This window comes from Pantoea sp. S61, assembly GCF_016625145.1.
GTDB lineage: Bacteria > Pseudomonadota > Gammaproteobacteria > Enterobacterales > Enterobacteriaceae > Pantoea > Pantoea rwandensis_B.
In genome coordinates, this window is the sequence record NZ_JACVUO010000002.1 from 95,514 (window position 1) to 111,162 (window position 15,649).

The window sequence follows — 15,649 nt, forward strand, 5'->3', positions numbered from 1 at the left end:
CTCTTACCTCTTAAGCCAGACGCGGGTTAACTTTATCGGCATCGATGCTGAATTTGGTGATCGCTTCTGCCACCACTTTCTTATCGATTTCGCCGCGTTTAGCCAGCTCACCCAGCGCTGCAACCACAACATACGATGCATCCACTTCGAAGTGGTGACGCAGGTTTTCGCGGCTGTCTGAACGACCGAAGCCATCGGTACCCAGTACGCGATAATCGCTTGAAGGTACGTAGCTGCGAACCTGTTCTGCGAACAGCTTCATGTAGTCCGTTGAGGCAACAGCTGGCGCTTCGTTCATTACCTGAGCGATGTACGGCACGCGAGGCGCTTCAGTTGGGTGCAGCATGTTCCAGCGCTCACAATCCTGGCCATCACGCGCCAGTTCAGTGAACGAGGTAACGCTGTAAACGTCAGAACCGATGCCGTAGTCTTTCGCCAGGATCTGTGCGGCTTCGCGCACGTGGCGCAGGATAGAACCTGAACCCAGCAGCTGCACTTTGCCTTTGCTACCGTCTACAGTTTCCAGCTTGTAGATACCCTTACGGATACCCTCTTCCGCACCCTGCGGCATCGCAGGCATGTGGTAGTTTTCGTTCAGCGTGGTGATGTAGTAGTAGATGTTTTCCTGCGCTTCGCCGTACATACGCACCAGACCATCTTGCATGATGACCGCAACTTCGTACGCGTAAGACGGATCGTAAGAGATACAGTTCGGGATAGTCAGCGACTGAATGTGGCTATGGCCATCTTCGTGCTGCAGACCTTCACCGTTCAGCGTCGTACGACCTGAGGTACCGCCGACCAGGAAGCCGCGCGCCTGTTGGTCGCCCGCCAGCCACATCAGATCGCCGATACGCTGGAAACCGAACATTGAGTAATAGATGTAGAACGGAATCATCGGCAGGTTGTTGGTGCTGTAAGAGGTCGCCGCCGCCAGCCAGGATGAACCTGCGCCCAGCTCGTTGATCCCTTCCTGCAGAATCTGGCCTTTCTCGTCTTCTTTATAGTAAGCAACCTGCTCACGGTCCTGCGGGGTGTATTGCTGGCCGTTCGGGCTGTAAATACCGATCTGACGGAACAGACCTTCCATACCGAAGGTACGCGCTTCATCCGCAAGGATTGGCACCAGACGATCTTTAATCGACTTGTTCTTCAGCATCACGTTCAGGGCACGTACAAATGCGATGGTGGTCGAGATCTCTTTGTTCTGCTCTTCCAGCAACGGTTTGAACTCTTCCAGCGTTGGCATTTCCAGCTTCTCGCTGAACTCTGCCTGACGGGTTGGCAGGTAGCCACCCAGCTTCTCACGCTGACCGTGCAGGTAGTTATATTCGTCAGAACCTTTCTCGAAGGTCACATACGGCAGGCTTTCGATCTGATCGTCAGCCACTGGCACGTTGAAGCGATCACGGATGTAGCGAACGCCATCCATGTTCATCTTCTTCACCTGGTGCGCGATGTTTTTACCTTCCGCAGTGTCACCCATACCATAACCTTTGATGGTATGTGCCAGGATCAGGGTCGGCTGACCTTTGGTGTCCTGCGCTTTTTTCAGTGCCGCGTAGATTTTCTTCGGATCGTGACCACCACGGTTCAGGGCGAAGATCTCTTCGTCTGACCAGTCTTTCACCAGTGCTGCGGTCTCCGGGTATTTACCGAAGAAGTGCTCACGCACGTAAGCGCCATCACGGGATTTGAAGGTCTGGTAGTCGCCATCAACGGTTTCGTTCATCAGCTGGATCAGTTTACCGCTGGTGTCCTGCTTCAGCAGTTCATCCCAACGCGCGCCCCAGATCACTTTGATCACGTTCCAGCCAGCACCGGCAAAGATGCCTTCCAGCTCGTTGATGATTTTGCCATTACCGGTAACCGGGCCATCAAGGCGCTGCAGGTTACAGTTAATGATGAACACCAGGTTGTCCAGCTTCTCACGGGTGGCGATGGTGATCGCACCTTTAGATTCTGGCTCATCCATCTCGCCATCACCGAGGAAGGCGTAAACGGTCTGGTTAGACGTGTCTTTCAGGCCACGGTGTTCCAGATATTTCAGGAACTTCGCCTGATAGATCGCGTTCAGTGGACCCAGGCCCATTGAAACGGTTGGGAACTGCCAGAAGTCAGGCATCAGTTTCGGGTGCGGGTAAGACGAGAGACCTTTACCGTGCACTTCCTGACGGAAGTTGTTCATCTGCTCTTCGGTCAGACGGCCTTCAAGGAAAGCACGTGAGTAGATGCCTGGAGAGATATGGCCCTGGAAGTAAACCAGATCGCCGCCGTCTTTATCACTGCGCGCACGGAAGAAGTGGTTGAAGCACACTTCATAAATGGTGGCAGAAGACTGGAAAGATGAGAGGTGACCACCCAGCTCCAGATCTTTCTTCGATGCACGCAGGACCGACATAATGGCGTTCCAGCGAATTGCGGAACGGATACGACGTTCAAGAGAGGTGTTGCCCGGATAGTCCGGTTCATCTTCAACAGCAATAGAGTTGATGTAGTTACTGATAGCCGACGCACCGCCAGCCACTTTCACGCCACCTTTGCGTGCTGCGTTCAATACCTGATCAAGCAGATACTGCGCGCGCTCAACACCTTCTTCACGGATGACCGATTCGATCGCCTGTAGCCAGTCACGAGTTTCGATCGGATCCACGTCATTCTGTAAACGTTCTGACATGGGGTGTGTTCCTTATCTGTGTCTAATACGTTGAATTATCAGGAGCCTGTCTGCTTGTGCTTTGCTTCTGGTTCACAGCACAAGTAAGACAGGCCCGTCGTTTATGTCCGCACGTTCGTTGCCGTGCGTTATTCCTTACGTTGCTGTAAACGACGCAGGGAGCGTTCACGACGGCTCTGCTCCCGACTTCTATCCAGCAAGATTTCCTCAATAAACGCCAGGTGACGATGGGATGCCTCGCGTGCTTGTTCTGGCTCACGAGCCACAATCGCCTCAAAGATACTGGCGCGGTGACCGCTCACTTTCGCCAGCATTTCCCGGCGAGCGTAAAGCAATTCGAAATTCTGACGGACGTTTTGTTCCAGCATAGGGCCCATGGAACGCAGCAAATGTAAAAGCACCACATTATGGGCGGCTTCTGTGACAGCGATCTGATACTTCATCACTGCATCTGCTTCGGCATCCAGATCGCCGCTGTCCTGCGCCTGTTGGATGTGAACATGGCAGTCGCGGATACGCTGCAAGTCTTCATCCGTGCCACGCAGCGCCGCATAATAGGCAGCAACACCTTCCAGTGCGTGACGGGTTTCCAGCAGGTCAAACTGGGATTCTGGATGTTCGGCAAGCAGGCTGACTAAGGGATCGCTCATGCTTTGCCAGAGATTTGTTTGCACGAAGGTACCACCGCCCTGACGGCGTAGCAGCAGGCCTTTGGCTTCCAGGCTCTGAATTGCTTCGCGCAGGGATGGACGTGAGACATCAAACTGTTTCGCCAGTTCGCGCTCGGGGAGAAGCTTTTCACCTGGCTGGAGCGTCCCTTCCATAATGAGAGACTCCAACTGTTGCTCGATCGCATCGGAGAGCTTGGGTTGGCGAATTTTACTGTAAGCCATCTTCCCTTCTTATTGTGAAAACGTCCGGAGTAAATTGGTAATACCAATTGAAAAATGGTGCCCGTAAAGTAACAAAGTATTCACCTTGTGTCTATATGGCAGGCATCACACTTCAGGGGTATATCGCTGTTACAGCGCGCTAACTTACCGTGATAAAGGCATATATTTGCTACGTAAGTGAATTGTTAACAGATTTCACTTTTACCAAACCTTACACTGAGTTAGCCCTAAGCCTGACAGGCAACCATAAGGGAAAGCTATTCGCGTTTATTGATTTTTCATGTCAGAAATAGCGCGAGCGATACCTAGTGGATAGTGCTGCTTTTTCAGCCATCTCTCAGCACAAAAAGCAAAAGCAGGTGCAAAGCGGCGCGCTTATCACTATTCTGGTCGCCATGGTAGTTTCAGCATGCACACAGCACGCCAAATACCGTAAAGAAAAGAATACATTGCGTAAAACAGCCTTACAGTGCGCGCACTGCAGGTGCACAATAACAACATCACGAGGTTTGTATGGAACAACAGCATGGCGAATCGCTGCACCGCGGCCTGAAAAATCGCCATATTCAGCTGATTGCGCTGGGCGGTGCCGTGGGTACTGGCCTGTTTCTGGGCAGCGCATCAGTGATTAAATCGGCCGGCCCGGCCGTGATTCTCGGTTATGCAATTGCAGGATTTATTGCCTTTCTGATTATGCGCCAGTTAGGTGAAATGGTAGTGGAAGAGCCGGTCGCCGGCAGCTTCAGCCACTTCGCTTACAAATACTGGGGCAACTTTGCCGGTTTTGCCTCAGGCTGGAACTACTGGGTGCTGTACGTTTTGGTCGCGATGGCCGAACTGAGTGCCGTCGGTAAATACATCCAATTCTGGTATCCCGAATTCCCTACCTGGGCCAGTGCGGCGATCTTCTTCGTCGTCATTAACGCCATCAACCTGACCAACGTTAAAGTGTTCGGGGAAATGGAGTTCTGGTTCGCGATCATCAAGGTTGTCGCGGTAATCGGCATGATCCTGTTCGGCGGCTGGCTGCTGTTCAGCGGCAACGCCGGCCCGCAGGCCAGTGTAACCAACCTATGGAGCCAGGGTGGTTTCCTGCCACACGGTATGACCGGCCTGGTGATGATGATGGCGATCATTATGTTCTCGTTTGGTGGTCTTGAGCTGGTGGGTATCACGGCGGCTGAGGCTGACAATCCGCAAGAGAGCATCCCGAAAGCCACTAACCAGGTACTGTGGCGCATCCTGATTTTCTATATTGGTTCACTGGCAGTGTTGCTGTCATTGATGCCATGGACGCGCGTCACCGAAGAGACCAGCCCGTTCGTGCTGATCTTCCATGAATTGGGTGATGCACTGGTGGCGAATGCCCTGAACGTGGTGATCCTGACAGCCGCGCTGTCGGTCTATAACAGTTGCGTGTATTGCAACAGCCGTATGCTGTTCGGCTTAGCGCAACAGGGCAATGCGCCAAAAGCGCTGCTCAATGTTGATAAACGCGGCGTGCCAGTTGCTACGATTCTGGTGTCTGCAGTCGCCACAGCGCTGTGCGTCCTGATCAACTACCTGATGCCGGGTGAAGCGTTTGGCCTGCTGATGTCACTGGTGGTTTCTGCGCTGGTAATCAACTGGGCGATGATCAGCCTGGCACACATGAAATTCCGCAAGAAGAAAGACCAGCAGGGTGTGACCACGCGCTTTAAAGCGGTGCTCTATCCGTTTGGTAACTGGCTCTGCCTGGCCTTCATGGCGGCAGTACTGGTGATCATGGCGATCACACCAGGTATGGCGATTTCTGTGTGGCTGATTCCTGTCTGGATCATTATCCTGGCAGTGGGTTACACCATCAAAAATAAAGTGCAAAAAGCCTAATGTATGCCCTTGCCCGGCGCGCCGTCGCCGGGCAAGCTTCTCGATCTGCCTCACACTTTTCTACGCCCACCTGTTTTGTCCATCTACGTGACCAATTGTTCCCCAGCAGGTTACTGATTTAACGCTGATAATTTCGTCTCACCTTGTCGCTGGAGACGAACAATGAAAGGCGCAGCACTCTCATTCAGAGAGAAATTGGGATACGGCATGGGCGATGCCGGATGTAATATGATCGGCGGCGCGATCATGCTTTTCCTTAACTATTTTTACACCGATGTGTTTGGCCTTGCGCCTGCGCTGGTCGGTACACTGCTACTTTCTGTTCGCGTGCTGGATGCGGTCACCGATCCGATTATGGGCGCCATCGCCGATCGTACTCAAAGCCGCTGGGGACGATTCCGCCCGTGGCTACTGTGGGTTTCCGTACCCTATGTGCTGTTCAGCGTGTTGATGTTCACCACCCCAGACTGGAGTTATGACAACAAAGTTATCTGGGCCTTTGTCACCTACTTCCTGATGTCGCTAACCTACACCGCCATCAACATTCCTTACTGCTCGTTGGGCGGTGTGATTACCAACGATCCCGGTGAACGCGTCTCCTGCCAATCTTACCGCTTTGTGATGGTTGGCGTGGCGACACTGATTCTGTCGCTATCACTGCTACCGATGGCCGAGTGGTTTGGCGGTGACAATAAAGCGCGCGGGTATCAGATGGCGATGAGCGTGCTGGCGCTGATAGGTCTGGTGATGTTCCTGTTCTGTTTTGCCACGGTACGCGAACGTATTCGTCCAGCCGCGCCCAGTAATGATGATTTGAAGAAAGACCTGCGTGACGTCTGGAAGAACGATCAATGGGTGCGCATTCTCCTCCTCACCTTCTGCAATGTTTGTCCCGGCTTTATCCGCATGGCCGCCACCATGTATTACGTTACCTGGGTGATGGGGCAATCCACGCATTTTGCCACGCTGTTTATTAGCCTGGGTGTGATTGGCATGATGTTCGGCAGTACGCTGGCAAAAATCCTCACCGACCGCTGGTGCAAGCTGAAGGTGTTTTTCTGGACCAATATCGCGCTGGCACTCTTCTCCTGCGGTTTCTATTGGATTGATCCTCACGCGACTGTGGCAGTGGTTGTCGCTTACTTCCTGCTTAATATCCTGCATCAAATCCCGTCGCCACTGCATTGGTCGCTGATGGCGGATGTCGATGATTATGGCGAATGGAAAACGGGGAAACGTATCACCGGCATGAGCTTTTCCGGCAATCTGTTCTTCCTGAAAGTCGGCCTGGCTGTGGCTGGCGCGATGGTCGGTTTCCTGCTCTCTATCTATGGGTATGACGCAAGCGCTCAACAGCAACAGCCTTCGGCCATCAACGGCATCATGCTGCTGTTTACCGTGATTCCCGGTGTCGGCTATCTGATCACCGCCGGTGTGGTGCGCTTGCTGAAGGTGGATCGCAAACTCATGCGCATCATTCAGGATGATCTTGCGCTACGCCGTGCCAACGCACGTGAATTATCCCCTGCCTCACTGACTGTCACCCCGCAACCTGGAGAGATCAAATGAGCTGGCCAAATCCCTTTATTACCCAACGCGCCGATCCATTTATCCTGCGTCATGGCGTAGGCTACTACTTCGTGGCATCGGTGCCAGAGTATGACCGACTCGAAATTCGTCACGCTGACACACTGAACGGCCTAATTGAGGCCGAAGCGGTGACGGTGTGGCGTAAACCCGATACCGGACCCTTCAGTGCGTTGATTTGGGCACCCGAACTGCATCATATCAATGGGCAATGGGTGATTTACTTTGCTGCTGCCCCAACGCGCGACATCAAAGATGGTCTGTTTCAACATCGCATGTATGCGCTGGTGTGTGATGACAACGATCCGCTTTCCGGCCACTGGCAACCTGTTCGCCGTGTGTTTACCCCAATCGACTCTTTCTCGCTCGATGCGACGCATTTCGTGCATCAGGGCAAAAACTGGTATCTGTGGGCACAGAAGGATCCCGCTATTCCGGGCAATTCCAATCTCTATTTCGCGGAATTGCTGAATCCCTGGACGCTGAAAAGCGCACCGGTGATGCTCAGCCGGCCGGAGTATGAGTGGGAGTGCGCAGGCTTTAGCGTCAATGAGGGCCCAGCGGTTATTCAGCACGGCGATCGGCTGTTTGTCACCTATTCCGCCAGCGCAACTGATGAGAATTACTGTCTGGGAATACTCAGCATCGACATGATGGCCGATCCCCTCGACAGCACTGCCTGGCAGAAATCTGCGCGTCCAGTCTTCACCACCAGTTGGGAAAATCAACAGTATGGGCCGGGGCATAACAGCTTTACGCGGGACGAAAAAGGCAGGGATGTGCTGGTGTATCACGCACGGAATTACACTGAAATTGAAGGCGATCCGTTATGGGATCCGAACCGCCATACACGACTGAAGTACATCGAATGGCGTGAAGACGGCACACCGGATTTCGGTGTACCGCCAGCCGATCACACTAGCGTGCCGTAAATGGTCAGCAGCGCGACTACGACCACCAGCACTAACGATATCCGCTTCGCCAGCGCCACGGCCACCCGTGGCGTTTCCACTTTATCCATATGCGGATCGCGCGCCAGCGAGAACTGCGCCAGACTGGTCAGCACCTGATATTGCGAACGATGCCGATCGCTTAGCGAGGCAAACCACGCAGGCAATGCCCGCTCACCATGGCCTAACAGCGCATAAGCCACACCTGCCAGACGCACCGGTATCCAGTCCAGCACGTGCAATATGCTGTCTACACCTGACTGCGCGCGCTCCAGTGGAGAATGGTGTTTTGCCAGCCAACTCTGCCAGGCGCGCAGGAAGGCATACCCCACCAGCAGCACAGGGCCGTAAGGCCCTCCCACCACAAACCAAAACAGTGGCGCGAGGTAAAAGCGGAAGTTAATCCAAATCAGCGCATTTTGTAGCTCACGCAAAAACTCACGCTCACTGCACTCAACGGGTACACCATGAATCAGTGTCAGTTCCGCTGCCATGGCCTGATGCGCCGCTTCATCATCGTGGCTAGCGGCTTTCAGGTAGCGATGATAGTGCAGACGCACAGAACCTGCGCCGATACACAATAAGCCCACCACAATCCAGAATGCCAGTTGTGCCACGCCAAACAGAATGCCTTTCAGGCTCCACACCAGCAGCCAGACAATCAGCATCGCGATGAGGGTCATCACTAACGTGCGCAGCAGTGAAAATCGCTGGCGTCCGCGAAACAGCGGCTCCAGACGATGATCCAGTTGCCAATGCTCACCCAATTTAAACAGGCGTTCCCAACCTAACACTAATAACAAGCTAAACAACGTCATACCTGCTCCTGCTGTTTCAGGGATTCTCCTGCCTGATAGACTCTTTATAGCGTATCCAGTCAAATGCGGGGCCTGGATCGGTTTTGCGCTGTGGCGCGATATCGCTGTGTCCGGTGATGCGTTCCAGCGTCAGCGGATAGTGCTTAAGCAACAAGGCCGTGACCTTTTTTAAGGTCTTATACTGCGCGTCGGTATACGGCAACGTATCTGTGCCTTCCAGCTCAATGCCCATCGAGAAATCATTACAGTTTTCTCGCCCGGCAAATTGCGACACACCGGCATGCCATGCACGCTGATCAAACGAAACATACTGCACCAACTCACCATCACGACGAATCAGGCAGTGTGCCGCCACGCGCAGCTGCGCGATATCGGCAAAATAGGGGTGGGCATCCGGTGGCAAGGTCCCGGTAAACAATTGATCAATCCACGGGCCACCAAATTCACCCGGAGGCAAACTGATGTTATGAATAATCAGCAACGAGGGAATTTCATTTTCCGGTCGTTGATTAAAGTGCGGCGAGGGCACTTTGCGCGCGCTGGTGATCCAGCCATCTTCCAGTTTCATGCTCTAAATCCCAGGCAAAATCAGGCTGAGAATAACATGTTTCCCCTTTTCGGCTTGTGACTTAATGCGAACGGCGATAGTTGTTAAGGATACTAAACATTTCAGCTATCACGACTGGCAATAGGCCATAAATCAGGCTAAGGTGAGCGCAGTTAAATCCGATTAATGGAGTGGCATAAGCATGGCATCGCGTCGTTACGATCCCGATCATCGTCGTCAGGAACTGATTAAGCGTATTGAACAGGACATCCCCGAAGCCGTTGCGCGCGCACTTCAGGAGGATTTAGGTGGTGAGGTGGATGCTGACCGTGACATCACCGCCCTACTCTTGCCGGAAGATAAACAGGCCGAAGCACAGATCATCACGCGTGAACCCGGTGTTTTTTGTGGTAAACGCTGGGTACAAGAAGTGTTCATCCAACTGGGTAACAAAGTCGCGATTATCTGGCATGTTGAAGACGGCCAGCCCGTGGTGGCTGATCAGCTGCTGTTCGAATTGAAAGGCCCGGCTCGTCTGCTCTTAACCGCTGAGCGGACCGCACTGAACTTCGTACAAACGCTTTCCGGCGTAGCCACAGAAGTCAGTCATTATGTCGAGTTGCTCGATGGCAGCGAAACGCAATTGCTGGATACACGCAAAACCTTGCCAGGCCTGCGGACAGCGCTGAAATATGCCGTATTGTGCGGTGGCGGCAGTAACCATCGGCTAGGTCTTTCCGATGCCTTCCTGATCAAAGAAAACCATATTATCGCCAGCGGTTCGGTTCGCAAAGCCGTTGAGAAAGCGCTGTGGCTGGATCCCGATGTACCAGTTGAAGTTGAAGTAGAAAGCCTACAAGAACTGCAGGATGCGATTGATGCCGGTGCCGACATTATCATGCTGGATAACTTTAGCTTCGAGATGATGCATGAAGCCGTCCTTCTCACCGACAAACGTGCCCTGCTGGAAGTTTCCGGTAACGTCACGGAGGCAACACTGCCGCAGATAGCTAAAACGGGCGTCGACTTCGTTTCGGTGGGCGCTTTGACCAAGCATGTGCGCGCCATGGATCTCTCCATGCGTTTTCGAGAACACTAATTTCCCTCCTCTTACCGCCGCATCTGCGCGGCGGTTTGTGAGTTATCTTCCCGTTTACTGTTACTTCTTCTGCAAACGCTGCGATTCATTACATCCTGCCTTCCAGCGTTAAACAGTCCCACTATCGCTTTCTGACGTCGTTTTCTACCTTAGCCGCTCCACAACAAGGAGCTGAATAATGGATAGACAACAAGGTTTTACCCTCATCGAATTGATGATAGTGATTGGCATTGTGGCCATTCTTAGTGCTATTGGCCTGCCCAGCTACCAAAATTATCTACAACGCGCCGCGCTGACCGACATGCTGCAAACCATGGTGCCATATAAAACCGCCGTGGAACTCTGCGCAATTGAACGTGGCGGCCCCACTCAGTGCCAGGCGGGTACGGGCGGAATTCCTGCTGCCAAAGGTTCGCGCTATGTGGCCTCGCTCAGCGTCGTGAATGGCGCAATCACCTTAACGGGTCAGGAGAGTCTTACCGGGTTGAGTGTGGAAATGACACCAATATGGAACACCACGGAAGGCACTCTGGACTGGCAACGCAGTTGCACCAGTACCAATACCAGCCTGCGTGACAGCTGCCTTGAACAGTTCCGCTTCACCGATAAGGACACGCGCTGATGCCACAGCCCAACACCCCACTACAGATATTATGTGCACGTTATCAGGCTGTGATGCTTCAGCATGACGCGACATCACTGCGCGTCGCAGTAGCCGAGACGCCCGATCCGCTGCTGCTGGAAGCCCTGCAATTCGCCAGCCAGTGCAAAGTCGAAGTCGAGTGCTGGCCTGCGGCACGACTGGAGCAACTCCTGCACAACCCTGATGACTCGGCGACGTTACACGAACCGGCCGCCACCGAAACAGCGATTAATGCCGTTGAACAGATTTTGCGTCAGGCGATCCAACGCCGTGCTTCTGACGTGCATTTTGAACCTCAGCAGCACGGGTTACGCGTCCGATTTCGTATTGATGGTGTTTTGCACAAGCTGTCACATTTGCCAGATGCACCAACGGCTGCGGTGCTTGCCAGACTGAAAATCCTCGGCGGGCTGGATATCGCCGAGCGTCGCTTGCCACAAGATGGGCAATTCACACTGAACCTTGACGATCAACAGGCCGCATTTCGCCTCTCTACTTTACCCATTAGTCACGGTGAGAAAGCCGTGGTGAGACTGCTGCAAAGTGAAAACAGCGCGATCACACTGGATAAAATCGGCATGCCGGTTGCCCAACTCCGGTTACTAAAGCACGCGCTGGCTAAACCTCAGGGACTGATACTGGTCACCGGGCCTACCGGCAGCGGTAAAACCTTCACTCTTTATAGTGGATTAAGCGCTCTGAATGTGCCGGATAAAAATGTCTGCAGTGTAGAGGATCCCGTTGAAATTCCTTTGGAGGGCATTAACCAGACGCAAATCCAACCGCGTAGCGGGCTCGATTTTAACCGTGTACTGCGGGCTCTGCTGCGACAGGATCCGGATGTGATTATGGTGGGTGAAATCCGCGATGCCGAAACGGCCAGCATTGCCTTTAAAGCGGCGCAGACCGGGCACCTGGTGCTATCAACATTGCACACCAATTCGACGGCGGAAACACTCACTCGTCTGCGACAGATGGATATTCCCGGTTACTTGCTCGGCCCGGCCTTACAGTTAGTCATCGCGCAGCGTCTGGTACGACGGCTCTGCGAGCACTGCCGCCAGCCAGCACAGGCCCTGGCACATCTGCCACACGACATTTGGCCTGGCACCTTACAAACCTGGCGCGCCCCAGGCTGTGACCACTGCTTCTCGGGCTATTACGGGCGTCTGGCGTTATTTGAGGTGCTGCCGATGAGTAACAAATTACAAAACGCGATTTCAGCTGATATGCCGCTGGATCACATTATCTCACTGGCCAGTGAAGGCGGGATGAAAACCCTGCTCGCCGCCGGGTTGGAGGCTGTGAGTCGCGGTGACACCTCCTTTGAAGAAGTTCAGCGGGTTGTGGGATTGGAGGATGGCTAATCTCTACCATTATCGCTGGCAGGCGCTTGACACCCAGGGTGCGTTACGGCAAGGAACCGCATTAGTTGCCAGTCAGGAAGTGCTCCTGCAGCAACTCTCAGATCGCGGTGTGCTGCCGGTTAGCTGGCAGCGTGGAAAATGCTGGCGCACGCGTGACTGGAAGTGGCAGCACAAAATTGACCTTATTCGTCAGTTGGCTACCTTGCTCAAGGCAGGATTGCCGCTGGCGGAGAGTTTGACCTTGCTGGCTGAGGGGCACCCGCATGCTGGCTGGCGCGAACTGCTTAATGAATTGCAACGTCGGGTCATGGCCGGAGAGCCATTTTCTTCTGCACTTCGCGCCTGGCCGCAGATCTTCCCTGCGCTGTTTCCGGCATTAATGGAAGTGGGTGAACTCACCGGTCAGCTCGATGAATGCTGTCGCCAGTTGGCGGTACAGCAAAGCAAGCAACAGCACTTGAGACAGAAAGTGGTTAAAGCTCTGCGCTATCCACTGTTTATCTTGCTGGTAACGCTGGCGGTGAGTGCGGGTATGTTGCTGTTTGTGCTGCCCGAATTTGTCTCCGTATATGCCAGTTTTGATGCCCCCCTTCCCGCCTTCACCGCCGCCGTGATGAGTCTGTCAGCGTTTTTACAACAGGCGGCGATCCCCCTGGCGCTAACGATAATGTGCATATTGTTCGGCGCAAGGTGGCTTTACCGTGGTTCCGTGCACTGGCAAATACGTGTTCATCGCTGGCTATTGCGTCTGCCGTTACTTTCAACACTCTGGCGGGGTGGTCAGCTCAGCCAGATTTACGCCGTCTTGCAATTAACGCAGCAGGCCGGACTCACTTTATTACAAAGCCTGCAAGCCGTTGAGGTCACGCTGGGATCGCCACTGTGGCGTGAAGCGATTATCGCGTTACAGCGGCATATCGCTGGCGGCTCACCACTGCATCAGGCTATGCAGCATCATCTGCTTTTCACCGCACTCTGTGCACAACTGATCCGGGTCGGTGAGGAAGCGGGGGCGCTGGATGTCATGCTGGCACGATTAGCGGAGTGGCATGAAGCACAAACGCTGATGAGGGCTGATGCACTGGCGGCTTCGCTCGAGCCCTTGATGATGATTGTGATCGGTGGAATTGTCGGGACGTTAGTGATTGCCATGTATCTGCCGGTATTTGGCTTAGGCGATGCGATTCGTTGACAGATGCGCGCGGTGCGCACCTGTCTTCAACTTTCAACTTTCAACTTTCAACTTTCAACTTTCAACTTTCAACCATCGATAATCGACCATCAGCCATCAGCCATCAGCCATCAGCCATCAGCCATCAGCCATCAGCCATCAGCGCGTGAATACCCGATTTTCCTGTTCCGCCACACGAATAAACGTGGTGCGCTTTGTCAGTTCTTTAAGGCGTGCTGCCCCTACGTAAGTGCAGGCCGAACGCAGGCCGCCGAGGATATCCTTCACGGTTTCCTCCACCGGGCCACGCAGTGGCAGACGAACGGTTTTCCCTTCTGCAGCACGATACTGGGCAACACCGCCGACATGGCGTTTCATCGCGGATTCAGAGCTCATACCATAGAACAACATAAACTGTTCGCCCTGCTCTTCGACGACGTTCCCCTCGCACTCATCGTGCGCCGCCAGCATGCCGCCGAGCATGACAAAATCTGCCCCGCCGCCGAAAGCTTTCGCAATATCACCCGGCACCGAACAGCCGCCATCGCTGACGATCTGGCCGCCGAGGCCATGCGCCGCATCTGCACACTCAATCACCGCAGACAGTTGCGGGTAGCCGACGCCGGTTTTGACACGTGTAGTGCAAACAGAACCGGGACCAATACCGACTTTGACGATATCTGCGCCAGAGAGAATCAACTCCTCGACCATTTCACCGGTCACCACATTACCCGCGCAGATGGTTTTGCCTGGGAAACTTTCACGTACTCGTTGCAGGAACTCAACAAAGTGCTCGGAGTAACCATTGGCAACATCAATGCAGATGAAATTGAGCTGTGACGATAGGGCGAGAATCGCGGTGAGTTTACTGAAATCGGCTTCGGAGGTACCGGATGACACCATCACATGCCCGAGCACTGCAGCCGGTACGCGCTGGATAAATGCCTGCCAGGCTTCCACGCTGTAGTGTTTATGCACTGCAGTCAGAACATTGAAGCCCGCCAGCGCTTCGGCCATGGTGAATGTGCCCACGGTGTCCATATTGGCGGCAATCACCGGAACGCCGGTCCAGTTCAGACCTGAATGCTTGAAAGTGTAGGTGCGTTCGAGTTCAACCTCAGAACGGCTTTTCAGGGTGGAGCGTTTGGGGCGGATCAAAACATCTTTAAAGCCCAGTTTTAAATCTTCTTCAATACGCATAGCTGAGTGTCCTGGTTAGTGACGACGAACCGCAGTTCGGGTAGCGCTCACGGCTCCAGTGTCGTTATCATACGCGCCATTCGTTCCGCGACAAGACTGCGAATTTCACTTTATTTAAGCTACAATCCCTTAAATTTAGCTGAGAAAATTGATTGTGATCATGCTCTCATCTTATTGCGGCTGATGGTCGCCCAATGAAGACAATTCTGAGAGAACGCTATGCCTTTTACCGTTGCGCTCACCGGAGGAATTGGCAGTGGTAAAAGCACCATTGCCAATGCTTTCGCCGCGCTAGGCGTTGATATTATTGATGCTGATGTGATTGCACGAGAAGTGGTTGAACCTGGTTCACCCGCCCTGCAGGCGATCGTTAAACGCCATGGTGAGTCAATATTGACCGCCGAAGGAGCGTTGTATCGGGCACGGCTGCGCGAGATTATTTTTCAGCAGCCGAAAGAAAAAAACTGGCTAAATCAGCTGCTTCATCCTCTTATCAATGCCCGTACGCAGCAGCTAAAATTATTGGCAACGTCACCCTATGTGTTATGGGTGGTGCCACTATTGGTGGAAAACGGGTTACAGCATCAGGCTGACCGGGTTCTGGTGGTTGATGTGGATGAAGCTACGCAGTTGCGGCGTACTCAGCAGCGTGATGGCATCACACTTAGCCAGGCAAAAAATATTCTTGCCGCACAGGCCAGCCGCGAGCAGCGTCTGGCCTGTGCGGATGACATCATCGATAACAGTGGTACGCCCGAGCAGGCGTTGCCGCGCGTTGCTGAACTTCACCAGCGTTATTTACGCCTGGCAGCAACCGGACAGGATTAA

General features: G+C 53.6%; 13 protein-coding genes. 8 read left to right on the forward strand and 5 right to left on the reverse strand.

All coding sequences use genetic code 11. The features are described 5' to 3' along the window. Nucleotides 1-10 precede the first annotated feature (10 nt). Both aceE and pdhR read right to left on the reverse strand, forming a co-directional pair. On the reverse strand, nt 11-2,677 hold the full coding sequence (gene aceE, locus IAE30_RS05830; protein ID WP_034829620.1) for a pyruvate dehydrogenase (acetyl-transferring), homodimeric type: 2,667 nt from the start codon (nt 2,675-2,677) through the stop codon (nt 11-13). Between the two features lie 128 nt (nt 2,678-2,805). Further along, nucleotides 2,806-3,570 carry a pyruvate dehydrogenase complex transcriptional repressor PdhR gene (gene pdhR / locus IAE30_RS05835; RefSeq protein WP_034829622.1) on the reverse strand — a complete coding sequence of 255 codons (765 nt, stop codon included), beginning with the start codon at nt 3,568-3,570 and terminating at the stop codon, nt 2,806-2,808. Between the two features lie 513 nt (nt 3,571-4,083). On the opposite strand from pdhR, the gene aroP reads away from it, so the two are divergent. The 3 genes from aroP to IAE30_RS05850 all read left to right on the forward strand — a co-directional run bounded on the left by aroP (nt 4,084) and on the right by IAE30_RS05850 (nt 7,958). Beyond that, nucleotides 4,084-5,439, forward strand: coding sequence for an aromatic amino acid transporter AroP (aroP, locus tag IAE30_RS05840; protein ID WP_038649040.1), 1,356 nt, complete (start codon nt 4,084-4,086; stop codon nt 5,437-5,439). A 162-nt stretch (nt 5,440-5,601) separates the two neighbouring features. Continuing rightward, the gene (locus IAE30_RS05845; RefSeq protein ID WP_200537438.1) at nt 5,602-7,008 is read left to right on the forward strand and encodes a glycoside-pentoside-hexuronide (GPH):cation symporter; all 1,407 of its coding nucleotides are present in this window, start codon (nt 5,602-5,604) and stop codon (nt 7,006-7,008) included. Next, nucleotides 7,005-7,958, forward strand: a complete 954-nt coding sequence (locus tag IAE30_RS05850) for a family 43 glycosylhydrolase (RefSeq protein WP_200678490.1) — start codon at nt 7,005-7,007, stop codon at nt 7,956-7,958. Before IAE30_RS05845 ends, IAE30_RS05850 begins: the two co-directional genes overlap by 4 nt. Here IAE30_RS05850 and ampE read toward each other — a convergent pair. Further along, the gene (gene ampE / locus IAE30_RS05855; RefSeq protein ID WP_034829634.1) at nt 7,940-8,794 is read right to left on the reverse strand and encodes a beta-lactamase regulator AmpE; all 855 of its coding nucleotides are present in this window, start codon (nt 8,792-8,794) and stop codon (nt 7,940-7,942) included. The genes IAE30_RS05850 and ampE overlap by 19 nt on opposite strands. 16 nt (nt 8,795-8,810) lie before the next feature. Further along, nucleotides 8,811-9,362 carry a 1,6-anhydro-N-acetylmuramyl-L-alanine amidase AmpD gene (ampD, locus tag IAE30_RS05860; protein ID WP_045816802.1) on the reverse strand — a complete coding sequence of 184 codons (552 nt, stop codon included), beginning with the start codon at nt 9,360-9,362 and terminating at the stop codon, nt 8,811-8,813. Nucleotides 9,363-9,543: 181 nt separating this feature from the next. On the opposite strand from ampD, the gene nadC reads away from it, so the two are divergent. From nadC to hofC, 4 genes are all read left to right on the forward strand, one after another. After that, the gene (nadC, locus tag IAE30_RS05865) at nt 9,544-10,440 is read left to right on the forward strand and encodes a carboxylating nicotinate-nucleotide diphosphorylase (protein WP_200678492.1); all 897 of its coding nucleotides are present in this window, start codon (nt 9,544-9,546) and stop codon (nt 10,438-10,440) included. Between the two features lie 178 nt (nt 10,441-10,618). Further along, complete coding sequence (ppdD, locus tag IAE30_RS05870) at nt 10,619-11,062, forward strand: prepilin peptidase-dependent pilin (protein ID WP_200678494.1); 444 nt, start codon at nt 10,619-10,621, stop codon at nt 11,060-11,062. After that, nucleotides 11,062-12,450, forward strand: coding sequence for a type II secretion system protein GspE (gene gspE, locus IAE30_RS05875; protein ID WP_200678496.1), 1,389 nt, complete (start codon nt 11,062-11,064; stop codon nt 12,448-12,450). The genes ppdD and gspE overlap by 1 nt, the downstream gene beginning before the upstream one ends. Continuing rightward, nucleotides 12,443-13,642, forward strand: a complete 1,200-nt coding sequence (gene hofC / locus IAE30_RS05880) for a protein transport protein HofC (RefSeq protein ID WP_200678498.1) — start codon at nt 12,443-12,445, stop codon at nt 13,640-13,642. Before gspE ends, hofC begins: the two co-directional genes overlap by 8 nt. Before the next feature lie 138 nt (nt 13,643-13,780). Here hofC and IAE30_RS05885 read toward each other — a convergent pair whose 3' ends face one another. Beyond that, on the reverse strand, nt 13,781-14,821 hold the full coding sequence (locus IAE30_RS05885) for a GMP reductase (protein ID WP_200678500.1): 1,041 nt from the start codon (nt 14,819-14,821) through the stop codon (nt 13,781-13,783). Nucleotides 14,822-15,040: 219 nt separating this feature from the next. Between IAE30_RS05885 and coaE the strand changes: the two genes are divergently transcribed. Further along, complete coding sequence (coaE, locus tag IAE30_RS05890; protein ID WP_038649058.1) at nt 15,041-15,649, forward strand: dephospho-CoA kinase; 609 nt, start codon at nt 15,041-15,043, stop codon at nt 15,647-15,649.

Bases quoted from the DNA above. Each gene is read 5' to 3' on its own strand.
- coaE (WP_038649058.1), top strand. From the start codon at position 15,041: ATGCCTTTTACCGTTGCGCTCACCGGAGGAATTGGCAGTGGTAAAAGC.
- IAE30_RS05885 (WP_200678500.1), bottom strand. From the start codon at position 14,821: ATGCGTATTGAAGAAGATTTAAAACTGGGCTTTAAAGATGTTTTGATC.
- nadC (WP_200678492.1), top strand. From the start codon at position 9,544: ATGGCATCGCGTCGTTACGATCCCGATCATCGTCGTCAGGAACTGATT.
- IAE30_RS05845 (WP_200537438.1), top strand. From the start codon at position 5,602: ATGAAAGGCGCAGCACTCTCATTCAGAGAGAAATTGGGATACGGCATG.
- aceE (WP_034829620.1), bottom strand. From the start codon at position 2,677: ATGTCAGAACGTTTACAGAATGACGTGGATCCGATCGAAACTCGTGAC.
- IAE30_RS05850 (WP_200678490.1), top strand. From the start codon at position 7,005: ATGAGCTGGCCAAATCCCTTTATTACCCAACGCGCCGATCCATTTATC.
- ampD (WP_045816802.1), bottom strand. From the start codon at position 9,362: ATGAAACTGGAAGATGGCTGGATCACCAGCGCGCGCAAAGTGCCCTCG.
- hofC (WP_200678498.1), top strand. From the start codon at position 12,443: ATGGCTAATCTCTACCATTATCGCTGGCAGGCGCTTGACACCCAGGGT.
- ampE (WP_034829634.1), bottom strand. From the start codon at position 8,794: ATGACGTTGTTTAGCTTGTTATTAGTGTTAGGTTGGGAACGCCTGTTT.
- gspE (WP_200678496.1), top strand. From the start codon at position 11,062: ATGCCACAGCCCAACACCCCACTACAGATATTATGTGCACGTTATCAG.
- pdhR (WP_034829622.1), bottom strand. From the start codon at position 3,570: ATGGCTTACAGTAAAATTCGCCAACCCAAGCTCTCCGATGCGATCGAG.
- aroP (WP_038649040.1), top strand. From the start codon at position 4,084: ATGGAACAACAGCATGGCGAATCGCTGCACCGCGGCCTGAAAAATCGC.
- ppdD (WP_200678494.1), top strand. From the start codon at position 10,619: ATGGATAGACAACAAGGTTTTACCCTCATCGAATTGATGATAGTGATT.